At 70.6% G+C, this 13,044-nt stretch carries 13 protein-coding genes; 11 read left to right on the top strand and 2 right to left on the bottom strand.

What is annotated here, in order from left to right; translation table 11 throughout:
- Positions 1–78 precede the first annotated feature (78 nt).
- The 10 genes from BLS43_RS17430 to BLS43_RS17385 are packed head-to-tail and all read left to right on the top strand — an operon-like array spanning position 79 to position 9,822.
- Positions 79–873 (top strand): enoyl-CoA hydratase/isomerase family protein, encoded by a 795-nt coding sequence (locus tag BLS43_RS17430; protein WP_093085970.1) that lies wholly within the window; start codon positions 79–81, stop codon positions 871–873.
- On the top strand, positions 870–2,072 hold the full coding sequence (locus tag BLS43_RS17425; RefSeq protein WP_093085968.1) for an acyl-CoA dehydrogenase family protein: 1,203 nt from the start codon (positions 870–872) through the stop codon (positions 2,070–2,072). The genes BLS43_RS17430 and BLS43_RS17425 overlap by 4 nt, the downstream gene beginning before the upstream one ends.
- On the top strand, positions 2,069–4,264 hold the full coding sequence (locus BLS43_RS17420; RefSeq protein ID WP_093085965.1) for an acetate--CoA ligase family protein: 2,196 nt from the start codon (positions 2,069–2,071) through the stop codon (positions 4,262–4,264). The genes BLS43_RS17425 and BLS43_RS17420 overlap by 4 nt, the downstream gene beginning before the upstream one ends.
- Entirely contained in the window at positions 4,261–5,034 is a 774-nt protein-coding gene (locus BLS43_RS17415) for an enoyl-CoA hydratase/isomerase family protein (RefSeq protein WP_245707548.1), read from the top strand. The genes BLS43_RS17420 and BLS43_RS17415 overlap by 4 nt, the downstream gene beginning before the upstream one ends.
- Positions 5,035–5,086: 52 nt before the next feature.
- Positions 5,087–6,247, top strand: a complete 1,161-nt coding sequence (locus tag BLS43_RS17410) for a thiolase family protein (RefSeq protein ID WP_093085962.1) — start codon at positions 5,087–5,089, stop codon at positions 6,245–6,247.
- Positions 6,248–6,275: 28 nt separating this feature from the next.
- Positions 6,276–6,722 carry a Zn-ribbon domain-containing OB-fold protein gene (locus tag BLS43_RS17405; protein ID WP_176921389.1) on the top strand — a complete coding sequence of 149 codons (447 nt, stop codon included), beginning with the start codon at positions 6,276–6,278 and terminating at the stop codon, positions 6,720–6,722.
- A 2-nt stretch (positions 6,723–6,724) separates the two neighbouring features.
- Complete coding sequence (locus tag BLS43_RS17400; RefSeq protein ID WP_093085956.1) at positions 6,725–7,849, top strand: acyl-CoA dehydrogenase family protein; 1,125 nt, start codon at positions 6,725–6,727, stop codon at positions 7,847–7,849.
- A 25-nt stretch (positions 7,850–7,874) separates the two neighbouring features.
- Entirely contained in the window at positions 7,875–8,849 is a 975-nt protein-coding gene (locus BLS43_RS17395; protein WP_093085953.1) for an acyl-CoA dehydrogenase family protein, read from the top strand.
- Positions 8,846–9,370: an FAS1-like dehydratase domain-containing protein gene (locus tag BLS43_RS17390; RefSeq protein WP_218129877.1), complete on the top strand. Its 525-nt coding sequence runs from the start codon at positions 8,846–8,848 to the stop codon at positions 9,368–9,370. The genes BLS43_RS17395 and BLS43_RS17390 overlap by 4 nt, the downstream gene beginning before the upstream one ends.
- Positions 9,371–9,396: 26 nt before the next feature.
- Complete coding sequence (locus BLS43_RS17385; RefSeq protein WP_093085950.1) at positions 9,397–9,822, top strand: hotdog family protein; 426 nt, start codon at positions 9,397–9,399, stop codon at positions 9,820–9,822.
- Between the two features lie 98 nt (positions 9,823–9,920).
- Here the strand turns inward: BLS43_RS17385 and BLS43_RS17380 are convergent, their stop codons facing one another.
- Complete coding sequence (locus BLS43_RS17380) at positions 9,921–10,841, bottom strand: cyclase family protein (protein ID WP_093085946.1); 921 nt, start codon at positions 10,839–10,841, stop codon at positions 9,921–9,923.
- A gap of 19 nt (positions 10,842–10,860) precedes the next feature.
- Positions 10,861–11,988, bottom strand: a complete 1,128-nt coding sequence (locus BLS43_RS17375; RefSeq protein ID WP_093085943.1) for an acyl-CoA dehydrogenase family protein — start codon at positions 11,986–11,988, stop codon at positions 10,861–10,863.
- Positions 11,989–12,147: 159 nt separating this feature from the next.
- Here BLS43_RS17375 and BLS43_RS17370 point away from each other — a divergent pair, with 159 nt between their 5' ends.
- Positions 12,148–13,044: an SDR family oxidoreductase gene (locus tag BLS43_RS17370; RefSeq protein ID WP_093085939.1), complete on the top strand. Its 897-nt coding sequence runs from the start codon at positions 12,148–12,150 to the stop codon at positions 13,042–13,044.

The raw sequence follows: 13,044 nt of genomic DNA, 5'->3' as shown, positions 1-13,044 counted from the left end.
AGACGAATATGATACTAGATGGATCGGATTGGCGAGGGCGCGTCGTCGGGCGGCGCGACACCACCTGATGAGGCGAGGATGAGCGACGTGGAGTACCACCTTTCGGACCAGCTGACCGTCACGAGCGACGGTCCTGTCCGGATCGTCACGCTGAACCGGCCGGAGAGCCTCAACGCGATCAGCCCCGAGCTGCAGCGGAGCCTCATCTCGGTGTGGTCGCAGATCGCCGCGGACCGGGAGGCCCGCGCGGTCGTCCTGACCGGGGCGGGCAAGGCGTTCAGCGCGGGTGGGGACCTGGACAACTTCCTGCTGCAGCAGGAGGACGTCGAACGCCGTCGGGCCAGCCTGCGCAACGCACGGCGTTTGGCGGACGAGATCATCGGCTTCCACCTGCCCGTCGTCGCAGCGGTGAACGGGCCGGCTGTCGGCCTGGGAGCCACGCTCGCGGTCCTCTCCGACATCGTGGTGATGTCGGAGAAGTCCTACCTCGCCGACACCCATGTGCTGGTCGGCCTCGTCGCCGGTGACGGCGGCGCGGCGTTCTGGCCCCTGCTGACCGGCCTGCTGCGGGCCAAGGAGCTGCTGCTGCTCGGGTCCCGGATCTCCCCGGACGAGGCGAAGAGCCTCGGGCTGGCCAACCGCGTCGTTCCTGCCGACGAGCTGACGACCGAGGCGATGGACTTGGCGAAGCGGCTGGCCGCCCTGCCCCCGCAGGCGATCCAGGACACCAAGCGCTCGCTGAACATCCACCTCAAGACGGCCATGAACACGGTTCTCGACTTCAGCCTGGCGACGGAGTCCGAGTCGTTCGGCACCCCCGAGGTCGCGGCGGCGGTGGCGAAGATCCGCGCCAAGAAGCAGGAGCAGACGTGAGCGCGGACACCGCACCGCCACGCGCTGCAGGCACCTCCGACGAGGACCTCGCCGAGCTCGGGGCGCTGCTCGCGGGTCTCGACCTCCCGCCGGAGGACCCCGAGTCGATCGAGGCGTCACGTTCCTACCTGCAGGCACTGGCACCCGGCGGCTGGCTCGTGCCGGGTTGGCCGGCGGAATGGGGCGGCCGGGGCGCGAACGGCGCCACGGCGGCCCGGATCAGATCGGCGTTGCGCAAGGGCCCGGCCCCGGACATCTACCCGTTCTTCGTGGGCGTCTACATGGTCGGACCGACGCTGCTGGCCCACGGCGACGACTCGCAGCGGGCGCGATGGCTCCCTCCGCTGATCCGCGGCCAGCACGTGTGGTGCCAGATGTTCTCGGAGCCCGGTGCGGGCTCCGACCTCGCGAACGTCTCCACCAGGGCGGAACGCACGGAGGACGGGTGGCGCCTGCGTGGGCAGAAGGTCTGGACGAGCCGCGGCCCGTACGCCGACTGGGCCATCTGCCTCGCCCGGACAGATCCCGAGGTGCCCAAGCACGACGGGTTGACCATGTTCGCGGTGAAGATGGATGCGCCGGGCGTGACCGTGCGGCCGCTGCGCCAGATGAATGGCGACGAGCACTTCAGCGAGGTGTTCGTCGACGACGTCGAGATCCCGGACTCACACCGGATCGGCGAGGTCGGCCAGGGGTGGAAGATCGCGCTCGGCGTCCTGTCCCACGAGCGCTCCTCCATCGGTGCGGTCGTCGGGAAGGCCAGACCTGCCGCTCGGGACGTGGTCCCGCGTTGGCTGCAGGCGTTGGCGAAGTCGGGCACGCTCGCCGACCCGGTGCGGTGCGACGAGGCGATGTCCCTCTACGTGGAGCTCGAGGTCACCCGGTTGGCCGGGGCCCGGTCTGCGGCTCGGACCCGGGCGGCGGGACGGCCGGGGCCCGAAGCGTCCGGACACAAGATCCGCGTGTCGGACTCGCGCAAGCGCCGGGCCTACGTGCTGACGCGGTTGCTCGGCGCGGAAGGCCTCGGCACCGGCCACCGCAGCTACTACGACCTGTTGACCGCTCCGTCGCACTCGCTGCGCGGGGGGACGGACGAGATCCAACGCAACATCGTGGCCGAACGCGTCCTCGGCCTTCCGGCGGAGCCGAGACTCGACCGCGGCGTGCCGTGGTCGACCTCGCGGCGAGGAGTCACATGAGTACGCACAAGACGGGCCGGACGACCGACGGCCTCGATGCCTTGCTCCGCCCCAAGAGCGTCGCCGTGGTGGGGGTCTCGAGCTCGGGGCGTGGACTCGGCGCCACCACCGTGCGCACGATCCAGCGTTTCGGATTCGACGGTCCGCTGGTCGCGATCAACCCTCGTGCGACCGAGGTCGCCGGCGTCCCGTGCTTCCCGACCCTGCGTGAGGTGCCCCACCACGTCGATCTCGCCCTGCTCTTCACCGGAGGCGACCGGATCCGAGAGAGCGTTCTCGACGCCGCCGCGGCGGGTGTCGGTGCGATCGTCATCTTCGCGTCGGGGTTCGCTGAGGGAGGAGCGGACGGCGCCGCCCGCGAGCGAGAGATCATCGAGCTGGCGCGCGCGCACGGGATTCGCGTCCTCGGCCCGAACTGCCAGGGCGTCGTGTCGCTGTCGAGCGGGCTCGCCGCGACGTTCTCCAACGCACTGTGGACCGACGAGATCGGACAGCCCTCTCCCGTGGCCTACATCGGCCAGAGCGGTGCGATCGGCGGGGCGGTGTTCGATCTCGGACGTGAGCGTGGGTGCGTTCCCGGGCTGTGGATCAGCACCGGGAACCAGGCCGATCTCTCCGTGGTGGAGCTCGCCGAGCGTGCTCTCGACGACGACGGGCTGCGAGTGCTGATGCTCTACCTGGAGAGCGTGCCGCACGCCGACGACTGGATCCCGCTCTGCCGCCGCGCTACCGAACTCGGCAAACACATCGTGCTCCTGCGGTCGGGGACCACTGAGGTCGGCCGCAGCGCGGTGGCGTCGCACACCGGGTCGATGGTCGGCCAGGACGAAGCGTTCAAGCTGGCTTCGGCCGCCAGTGGGGTCGTGGTGGTGTCTGACATCAACGAGCTGGTCGACGCCGCTATGTCGCTCGTCCGCGGCGCGACCCCGTCCGGGAGCCGGATCGGGGTCGTCACGACCTCCGGCGGCGCAGGAGGCCTGTGCGCGGACATGTCGGTCGAGCTCGGTCTCGAGATGGCGACGCTCGCTCCCGAGACCGGCGCCGCGCTGGTCCCGGTGCTCTCGGACTTCGCCCAGCCGCACAACCCCGTGGACGTGACGGCGGACCTGGTGTCCGGCCGACCCCACGACCTCGGCGAGGTGTGCCGGCTGGTCGCCGAGGATCCCGCTGTCGATCATGTCCTGGTGGTGGTGTCAGCGGTCGTGGGCAAGATCGCCGAGCGGATCGCCAAGGGCATCGTCGAGGCCCGCGGCCGGTCGCAGAAGGCGTTCTCCGTCGTCTACCTCAGCTCGCACGACCGGACGTTGCAGGTCAGGAGGATCTTCGCCGAGGGCGGGATCCCCGTGTTCGACTCGATCGGCGCCGCGCTCCGTGCCACCGCCCGGCTCGTGAGCGCCGGGCCGGTCCGGCCGGACTCGTCGTCGGGGCACGCTTCGTCCGCAACGTCCGACGGGCCGGTCTACCGAGTCCTCACCGAGGCGGAGGGTTCGCCGGTGCTCGCCGCAGCGGGGATCACGGTGCCCGGCGGCACGCTGACGACGTCGCGGGCCGAGGCGGAGAGTGCGGCTGCCGAGCTGGGCGACGACCTCGTCGTGAAGCTGCAGTCGCCGCAGATCCTGCACAAGACCGAGATGGGTCTCGTCGTCGTCGGCGCGGCGGCGGCGGAGGTCGGTGCGCTCTACGACGAGATGACGGCGCGGGCCAGGCAGCACGCCCCGCATGCCGTCGTCGAGGGCGTGCTGGTGCAGCGGAGGGTGCGCAGTGGGGTCGAGGTCCTGATCGACGTGCAGGTGCAGGACAAGGGCTACCCGCCGGTCCTGACCGTCGGCCTCGGCGGGACGGCGGTCGAGCTGTACGCCGATGTCGAGACCGGTCTGCTGCCCGTCGACCAGGACACCGCACTGCAGATGCTGCGTCGGCTGCGGGGATGGCCGCTGCTCGACGGTTTCCGCGGCGGCCAGGTGCACGACGTCGACGCGGCTGCCGCGGCGATCGTCGCCACGTCGGAGGTGGCGACCGCCCTCGGCCCGGAGCTCGTCGAGTTCGAGATCAACCCCTTGATCGTGCACGAGAAGGGTCACGGGGCGACAGCGGTCGATTTCGTCGCCCATCTGGACCCCACGGCCGCCGCGCCGATCGAGCGGCCGGTCGGCCGCGTCAGCGAGCCGGCTCGAGCGGAGGTCGCCCGATGACGACGATGGAGCAGAGCCCGGAGGTGGTCACCGGTCTGGACGGCGGAGTGGCCACCGTCGAAATTCGCCGGGGTCCGAACAACTACTTCAACCCGACGGTCATCCGCACCATCGCCGACGAGTTCGAGCGGCTGGACGCTGATCCGGCGTGCCGCGCCATCGTGTTGTGCTCGGCGGGTAAGCACTTCTGTGCAGGGGCGGACTTCACCGGGGAGATGGCCGAGCCGGGTGCGGCGGGACGGGTCTACGAGGAGGCCGTGCGGCTGTTCGCCATCGGCACCCCGGTCGTGGCCGCCGTCCAGGGCCGCGCCATCGGCGGCGGCGTCGGTCTGGCACTCGCCGCGGACTTCCGGGTCGCCGCGCAGAGCAGCAAGTTCACGCTCAACTTCTCCCGGCTCGGGTTCCATCAGGGTTTCGGTCTCTCGGTGACGCTCCCCGCGCTGGTGGGGGAGTCCCAGGCGGCTCGACTCCTGTACTCGGGAGGCTCGGTGAGCGGTGAGGAGGCGGCCGCGATCGGACTGTGCGAGGTCGTCGTCGACGATGCAGACGTCCGCTCGGCCGCGGTCGAGTTCGCGGGCCGGTTCGTGGGGTCCGCGCCGCTCGCGGTGCGCTCGATCAAGGAGACCCTGCGTGGAGATCTCGTTCGGCGCATCCGCGAGGTCCTGCCGCGCGAGCTGAGCGAGCAGACCCGGCTGCGCGAGACCGCGGACTTCCTCGAGGGAGTGCGTGCCGGTCGCCAGCGCCGTGCTCCCGAGTTCACAGGGCGCTGACCAGGATGACACGCGACAACCGTGCCCAGGGCGGGCGAGGGGAGAAGTTCGGATGAGCACGACACGCAGAGCGGCGGTCGTCGGGGTCTACACGACCGAGCAGGGCAAGCGGCTCGGTCGCACGAAGGTGTCGCTGGAGCTCGAGGCCATCAAGGGGGCGCTGGCGGACGCCGGTCTCGCCCACACCGACGTCGACGGTCTGTCGCCGCTGTTGGCCGAGCCGTGGAGCAAGACCCACATGTACTGGGCCGAGCAGCTCGGTGAGCGTCCCATCACCTACATCGGCACCGGCCAGGGGGAGGGGGCCGTGGCCAAGGCCGCGGCGGCGATCAGCGCGGGAACGTGCAACGTGGCCCTGGCCTGGGTGGCCAATGCCGGGGGCGGCAACGCGCCCGGCTCGAAGGCTGTCCCCACGGCGGCCCCGCGCCTGCCGGACTTCCACTGGGAGATCCAGGGGGCCTACATGACGCCGCTGTACGCCCTGTGGGCGCAGCGCTACATGCACGAGTTCGGTGCGTCGAGCGAGGACCTGGCCCAGGTCGCGGTCATCCACCGCGACCACGCGGTGCTCAACCCCGACTCGGTGATGGGCCGCAAGGGCCCCGTCACCATCGAGGACGTGGTGAACTCGCGGATGGTGGCGGACCCGCTGCACCTGTTGGACTGCAGCATCGAGAACGACGGCGGCTACGCCCTCGTGCTGGCGGCCGAGGACATCGCCAAGGACTGCCGGAAGACGCCGGTGTGGGTGCTCGGCGGCGCCGAGGCGACGGCGACCGACGTCTACCAGACCTTCAACAACCCCTGGTTCCCAGAGGAGGGGAAGTCCGTGCGCCGCTGCACGGACATGGCCTTCGACATCGCCGGGGTCAGCCGCTCCGAGATCGACGTGGCCAACCTCTACGACTGCTTCACCATCACGATGCTGCGCAACCTCGAGGAGATGGGGTTCTGCAAGATCGGTGAAGGGGCGGAGTACGTACGCGAGGGGCACACCAGGCTCGGCGGTTCCATGCCGTGCAACACCGACGGCGGGCTTCTGTCCAACAGCCACAACGGCAACCCGTCCGGGATGAACGTCATCGAGGTCGTCCGCCAGCTGCGGGGCGAGTGTGGTGAGCGGCAGGTGGCCGATGCGCGGATCGGCCTCGCGCTCGGGCAGGGCGGCTCGGTCCACGGGCTCGCATCCACCGTGGTACTGGCGCACGACTAGCATCGGCGAGAACGAGGAGGCCAGGGCGATGACTGCCCCATATCTCAAGCCCCTGCCGCAGATCAGCGAGGAGAACCGGCCCTTTTGGGACGGGCTGAGCGCGCGGGAGTTCCGCGGCCCGCGGTGCCGCAGCTGCGGACAGTTCGGCTGGGTCCCGTACCCGGCCTGCCGCAACTGTTTCAGCACGGACATCGAGTGGGTGCCGCTCAGCGGGCGAGGCGTGATCTACAGCTACTCGATCGTGCACCGCGGGCCCGCCGCCTTCGCAGGCGACGTGCCCTACGTGGTCGTCATGGTCGAGCTGGATGAGCAGCCGCAGCCCATGATCGTGCTGGGCCAGCTCGACGACTGTCCTCTCGACCAGGTCCGGGTCGGTCTGCCGGTGTCGGTCACCTTCCACGACATCCCCGGGGAGGACGTGACCCTCTACCGGTTCTCGCCGTCGGCCCCGGTCGGCTCGACTGGAGGTGGCTGACGGTGGAGGACTTCTCCGAGGAAGCCCGCGAGTTCCGGCGTACGGCGCGGGAGTGGCTCGCCGCGAACGTCCCGTCGCAGCCCCGGCCGACCGACGGCGACGCCATGCGGGAGTTCGACATCGCCTGGCAGCGCCGCCAGTTCGAGGGGGGCTGGGCAGGCATCGACTGGCCCACCGAGTACGGCGGGCGCGGGCTCTCGAGCCTGCAGCAGGTCATCTGGTACGAGGAGCTCGTCAACGCGGGGGCGCCACGCAAGTCCGTCCTGGCGGCAGGCCTGAACCAGATCGGGCACACGTTCATGCTCAGCGCGAGCGACGAGCAGAAGAAGCAGTACCTGCCGGGCATCCTCGACGGCTCGACGATCTGGTGCCAGGGCTTCTCAGAACCCGAGGCCGGCTCCGACCTCGCCTCTCTGCGGACCCGCGCCCGGATCGTCGGTGACGAGCTCGTCATCGACGGGTCGAAGGTGTGGTGCAGCTTCGGTCCGTACGCCAGGATGCAGGGTCTGCTGGTGCGCACCGGGCCCCCCGAGTCACGCCACCGTGGACTCACGTGGGTCATCGTGGACCTGGAGACGCCCGGTGTGGTCGTCCGCCCCATTCCGACGATCGACGGGCACGCCGAGTTCGCCGAGGTCTTCTACGACAAGGTGCACGTGCCGCTGACGAACGTCGTGGGCGAGATCGGCCGCGGCTGGACGGTGGCGCTCTCGACGCTCGAGCTCGAGCGCGGACCTGCGTTCCTGGACACCAAGCTGTCGGTGCTCACGGACCTTGAGAAGCTCCGGACACTCGCGGAGCGGTCCGGCGCGTTCACGGACCTGTCGCTGGCCGCGGACTTCGCCAGGCTCCGGGCCGAGGCTTTCGCCGTCCGGGCCATGGCCTACCGGGTGGTCTCCCCTTCGACCGACGGCGCGGACCGGGGCTCGCTGTCGTACAACGTCTACTGCAACGAGCTGCGGCAGCGGATCTCCGCCTTCGCCCTTCGGCTGCTGGGCACGGAGGCGGCGCGGGTCGACCAGTGGACGTTCAAGTGGCTCAACGACTTCTGCGCGACCATCGGTGGCGGCACGTCGGACATCCAGCGCAACATCATCGGCGAGCGCGTGCTCGGGCTGCCCCGATGACGGATCGACCGGGAGAGGAGCGATCATGGATCTGACTCCGTCGAACGCACAGAAGGACATCGCGGACTCCGTCGCCGAGTACCTCGCCGCGGAGCTGCCCATCGAGCGTCTGCGGCTCGCGATGGGTGGCGACACGATGGTCGACGACGGCATGTGGACTCAGTGGGCGTCGATGGGGTTCTTCTCCCTGGGCGTGCCCGAGTCGAAGGGGGGACTCGGTCTCGGGCTCATCGAGGAGTTCCTGATGTTCGGCCAGTTCGGTAGCCACCTGACCCCCGGGCCGCTGCTGTCGACCGTGCTGGCCACGCACCTGGCCATCGACGGCGGCGGCGAGGACGACCTCATCGGTCGCCTGCTCGCTGGCGAGGAGCGGGTCGGGTTGCGGACCGGTCGCATTGCCTTCGACGCCGGGCCCGGTGAGCTGGTGCTGTCGGTGTCCGAGAAGGGCGCGTTCCTCGAGCGCGTCCGCGGTCTCACCCCCGTGCCGTCGGTCGACCCGACCGTCGCTCTCGCGGAGGTCGAGGTGGGCGAGCAGGTCGCGCACGTCGACGGCGACGCGCTGCAGACGCGCCAGTGGATCCTCGGGGCGGCCGTTCTGCTCGGACTCGCCCAGGCCACCACGCGCCAGTCCACCGCCTACGCGCAGGTGCGCAAGCAGTTCGGCAAGCCGATCGGGTCCTTCCAGGCCGTGAAGCACCGGTGTGCCGACATGTTGACCCGCTGCCACGTCGCCGAGTCTCAGCTGCACTTCGCGGCGCTGCGGGTCCGCGCGGGGGCGGGGGACGCCCGCGTCCAGGCCGCGGCGGCGCTGCAGCTCGCGGTCGACGCCGCGCGCCAGAACACCGCAGTCAACATCCAGAACCACGGTGGCATCGGGTTCACGGCAGAGCACGACGCAGGCCTGTACCTCAAACGGGCCGTCTCTGTGGAGGCCTCCCTCGGGCCCGCCACGCAGTGGCAGGCGGCCCTTCAGGAGCCGACCCGGATGGAGTTCGCATGAGTGCACCGGCGTCCACGCTGATCAGCGAGGCCATGGCGGGGAAGATCGGTGCGGAGGTGAGCCGTCGGGTCAGCTTCCCCGTGTCGGCTTCCGACATCCGCAAGTGGGCGATGGCCGTCTACTACCCGAAGCATCCGCCGCGCCGCTACTGGGACGCGGAGCACATCGAGCGCGAGCTCGGCGGGCGCTGGGTGGCGCCGCACGAGTTCAACCCGTTCGCGTGGATGACGGCCGACCCGTCCGGGTTTCCCGAGGTGGACCGTCTCGACCCGGACCTACTGGAGAAGACTCTCGGCATCGATGGTCCGGGGCTGAGGTTCCAGCTCAACGGCGGGCTCGATGTGGAGTACCGCGGCGACATCGTGGCCGGGGACGTCATCACGGCGGTGCGGGTGCTCGACGGTTACACCGAGCGATCCGGTCGCCTCGGCCAGATGCTGTTCACCACGAACCTCGAGACCTGGACGAACCAGCGTGACGAGATCGTCCAGGTGCGGCGGCAGACCGGGATCCGTTACTGATGCCGGGACAGAAGGACGGAGGCAGGATGAACGGACCGACGCCCGAGGCGGGGCAGGAGCTGGACCCCCTCAGATGGACGCCCGGGTTCGACGTCTGGAACCGCTTCGCGGCCGTGAACGACGAGTTCGTTCCGATCCACATGGACGACGAGGCCGGTCGGGCGGCCGGCTACCCCGCGGCGTTCGGGATGGGTTATCTGCAGTGGTCCTGGGCGCACAACCTGCTTCGTGAGTTCGCGGGCGAGGACGGCCGGATCGACAAGGTCCAGGGCAGCTTCCGCGCGCCGAGTCTCAAGGGGGTCGAGGTCACCGCGGGGGGCCGGGTCACCGAGGTCTCCCGGGACGACGCCACGGGTCGGCTCGTCTGCGAGCTGGAGATCTGGACCCGGGCGGCGGACGGCTCGCCGCTGCTCCCCGGATCGGCCACGATCTCGTTCCCCGGCACGGACTGAGGCGCCGCCCGACGCACTCGACAACGGCCCGTCACGTTCTCCCGGTGCTCCAGGGGGTCGTGACGGGCCGTTGTCGTTCCGGGAGCCGAGGCTCGTTCTCACATCAGCAGCTGCGGGTTGACGTTGCAGCCTGTGCCGCCCGGCAGGGGCAGCGGCGCGACGACGAGGGCACCGACGTGGGTGTCGTGACGGGCGAGGGCGGCGCGCGCGGCGGTGAAGTCGCAGTTGTCCACCAGGACCAGCCCGATCGCCCAGTGCAGCTGGTGCACCGCCGCCGCTGGGAAGGCCGGGTTCATGACGTCGATCATGTCCCAGCACAGCAGGGACGGGCCTGCGTCGGCCAACCACTCGGCGGCGCTCGGTCCGGCGCCGCCTCGCTTCTCGACCGCGCCGAAGGGTCCGTGCACCTCCTCGAAACGATCACGTCCACAGTCCAGCAGGAGCGCGTCGCCACGCTCGAAGGTGACGCCGGCGGCGGCGATGCCCCGCTCGATGTCCTCCGCGGTGACCGGCTCGTCGGCCTCGACCCAGTCGACGCCCCGCAGTCGGGGAACGTCCACGTGGATCGCCCTGACGAAGATTCCCCGGCCCGCGAGGTCCAGCACCGACGGGCTGGTCAGGTACACCTCGTCGGCCACGCTCCGGCCGCCGTACCACGTGCCGTCGAAGGCGAGATGGTTCAGCGCGTCGACGTGGGTGTAGCCGACTCCGTGACAGTCGAACTCCACATGGTCGCCCGCCATCACGGTGGTCGGGCCGAGCTCGTGCCGGTAGAGGTCGAGCGCATAGGCCCGGCCCCCGGTCGGCGAGCTCTCCGGGGCGAGCGGGAACGGACGGCACAGCCCCACGCTCTCGCCGGTCCGCAGGACCTCCACGGCGCGGAGGCGGGCAGCGGCGTCGATGAGGTTGAGGCTGCCGATCCGGTCGTCGGGGCCGTACCGGCGCTCTGCCGCGAGGCTGCGGATCCAGTGGACGAACAGTTCGTGGGAGTCGGCGGTCGGCGGTGTGCTCTCGGTCATGCCTGCAAGCCCTGCCGACTCAGGCCGGGGTGGGAATGACGGCGAGCCGTCGGGCCAGCAGCCCGCGGTGGTAGACGCTGTCGCCGAAGAGGATCTCGCTGCTCTTCGCCCGCCGGAAGTACAGGTGCGCCGGATGCTCCCAGGTGAACCCGATGCCGCCGTGGATCTGGATGTTCTCGGCGGCGGCGGTCGAGTAGGTCTGCGAGCAGTCGGCCTGGGCGAGGCTGGCAGCGACCGGGAGCGACCCCGGGTCGTCGGTGGCGACCCAGGCGGCGTGCTGAGCGGCGGCCCGCGCGCCCTCGACCGCGAGGAACATGTCGGCGCACTTGTGCTTGATCGCCTGGAAGCTGCCGATCGGGCGGCCGAACTGCACGCGCATCCCGGCGTACTCGACGCTCATGTCCAGGACCCGCTGGGCCCCGCCGACCTGCTCGGCGGCCAACGCGGCCGCACCGACGTCGAGCGCGGCCGACACGATCGCCTGAGCCCGTCCCGGCTCGCCGACCAGGCGTCCGGCCACTCTGTCGAGAGTGATGTCGGCGAACCGCCGGGTCGGGTCCAGCGTCTCGATCGGGGTCCGGTCGACACCGTCGGCCGCGGCGTCGACGGCGAACAGTGCCGGTCCGCCGTCGGTGTCGGCGACGACGAGGACGAGATCGGCGGCCCCGCCGTCGAGGACGAACCGCTTGGTACCGGTGATCCGGTAGCCGTTGGAGGCGGCGGTCGCCCGGCATGTCACGGTCGTGCCCGCCCAGTCCTGGGGGGACTCCATGTGCGCCAGTGTCGCCAGGGTGGTGCCTTCCGCGATCCCGGGAAGCAGGTCCGTCTGGGCGGCCGGGTCGCCGGACGCGAGGAGGGTTGCCGAGGCGACGCACGCGGAGAGGAACGGTGCGCACAGCAGGGCCCGCCCCATCTCCTCGAAGGCGATGGACAGCTCCAGGAAGGTGAAACCGAGCCCGCCGAACTCCTCCGGCACGGCGAGGGCGGTCAGCCCGAGCTCCGACGTCAGGGTCGCCCACACATCAGGGTCGTAGCCCAGCTCGGTCTCCATCACCCGCCGCACGTCGGCCTCGGAGGATTTGGCCGCGAGGAACTTGCGCAGCGACGTCCGCAGATCGTCCTGCTCCTGGGTGTAGACGAACTCCATGACGACCTCACGTGTGGGGTGACGGTGGCGGCGCCGGTGCTACCACAGGCTGTTCTAATCTGATAATATTCAGGCGGAGCTCGTGCCCGCAAGGTCCGGGTTCGGGTGATCGATCCCGCGGCACGCCGGAGTGCGCGCCGCCCTGACGAGTGGACGGCAATGGGGAATCTGGACGGCCAGGTCGCAGTGATCACGGGTGCCGGCCGCGGCATCGGGCGCGAGCACGCGTTGCTCTTCGCGAAGGAGGGCGCCAAGGTCGTGGTGAACGACCTCGGTGGCGCCAGCGACGGCTCCGGCGGTGACCCGACGGCCGCCGAGCAGGTCGTGGAGGAGATCCGTGCGCTGGGGGGCGAGGCGGTGGTCAACGGCGACGACGTCGCCGACTGGGCCGGGGCCGAGCGGATGATCGCCCAGGCCGTGGAGGCGTTCGGCCGGGTGGACGTCCTGGTGAACAACGCAGGCATCCTGCGCGACAAGGTCATCGCCCAGATGTCGGAGAGCGACTGGGACTCGGTCATCCGGGTCCACCTCAAGGGCCACTTCGCGCCGCTGCACTTCGCGGCGGGCCACTGGCGGGAGCGCAGCAAGGCGGGCGAGCAGGTGCGGGCCTCGGTGATCAACACCAGCTCGACGTCCGGTCTGCATTCCAACCCCGGTCAGGCGAACTACGGCGCGGCGAAGTCCGGCATCGCCACCCTCACCGAGATCGCTGCCAAGGAGCTGAGCCGCTACGGGGTGCGGGTCAACGCGATCGCGCCCGCCGCCCGGACCCGGCTGATCGCGCAGACCCCCACGGTCGACGCGCTCATGCCCGCGGCCGCCGAGGGTGAGTTCGACCCGTGGGACCCCGCGAACATCTCACCGCTCGTGGTGGCCCTGGCCTCCCCGGAGTCGAGCGTCACCGGCCGCACCTTCTGGGTGGCGGGCGGGACGGTCAAGCTGTACAAGTCGTGGTCGGTCGAGTCGCGGGTCGAGTCGGACTCGCGCTGGGAGCCGTCCGCTCTGACGAAGGAGATCGAGCGCCTGGCCGGCGGCCCCGCCGGTCAGGCGGGCTGA

The sequence above is a fragment of the Pseudonocardia oroxyli genome, assembly GCF_900102195.1.
Classification (GTDB): domain Bacteria; phylum Actinomycetota; class Actinomycetes; order Mycobacteriales; family Pseudonocardiaceae; genus Pseudonocardia; species Pseudonocardia oroxyli.
Note: the sequence above shows the minus strand (reverse complement) of the source record. Positions and strands in the feature narration are given on the sequence as shown.

Coding starts and splice junctions, on each gene's coding strand:
- BLS43_RS17430 (WP_093085970.1), top strand. CDS start 79: ATGAGCGACGTGGAGTACCACCTTTCGGACCAGCTGACCGTCACGAGC.
- BLS43_RS17420 (WP_093085965.1), top strand. CDS start 2,069: ATGAGTACGCACAAGACGGGCCGGACGACCGACGGCCTCGATGCCTTG.
- BLS43_RS17415 (WP_245707548.1), top strand. CDS start 4,261: ATGACGACGATGGAGCAGAGCCCGGAGGTGGTCACCGGTCTGGACGGC.
- BLS43_RS17410 (WP_093085962.1), top strand. CDS start 5,087: ATGAGCACGACACGCAGAGCGGCGGTCGTCGGGGTCTACACGACCGAG.
- BLS43_RS17405 (WP_176921389.1), top strand. CDS start 6,276: ATGACTGCCCCATATCTCAAGCCCCTGCCGCAGATCAGCGAGGAGAAC.
- BLS43_RS17395 (WP_093085953.1), top strand. CDS start 7,875: ATGGATCTGACTCCGTCGAACGCACAGAAGGACATCGCGGACTCCGTC.
- BLS43_RS17390 (WP_218129877.1), top strand. CDS start 8,846: ATGAGTGCACCGGCGTCCACGCTGATCAGCGAGGCCATGGCGGGGAAG.
- BLS43_RS17385 (WP_093085950.1), top strand. CDS start 9,397: ATGAACGGACCGACGCCCGAGGCGGGGCAGGAGCTGGACCCCCTCAGA.
- BLS43_RS17380 (WP_093085946.1), bottom strand. CDS start 10,841: ATGACCGAGAGCACACCGCCGACCGCCGACTCCCACGAACTGTTCGTC.
- BLS43_RS17375 (WP_093085943.1), bottom strand. CDS start 11,988: ATGGAGTTCGTCTACACCCAGGAGCAGGACGATCTGCGGACGTCGCTG.
- BLS43_RS17370 (WP_093085939.1), top strand. CDS start 12,148: ATGGGGAATCTGGACGGCCAGGTCGCAGTGATCACGGGTGCCGGCCGC.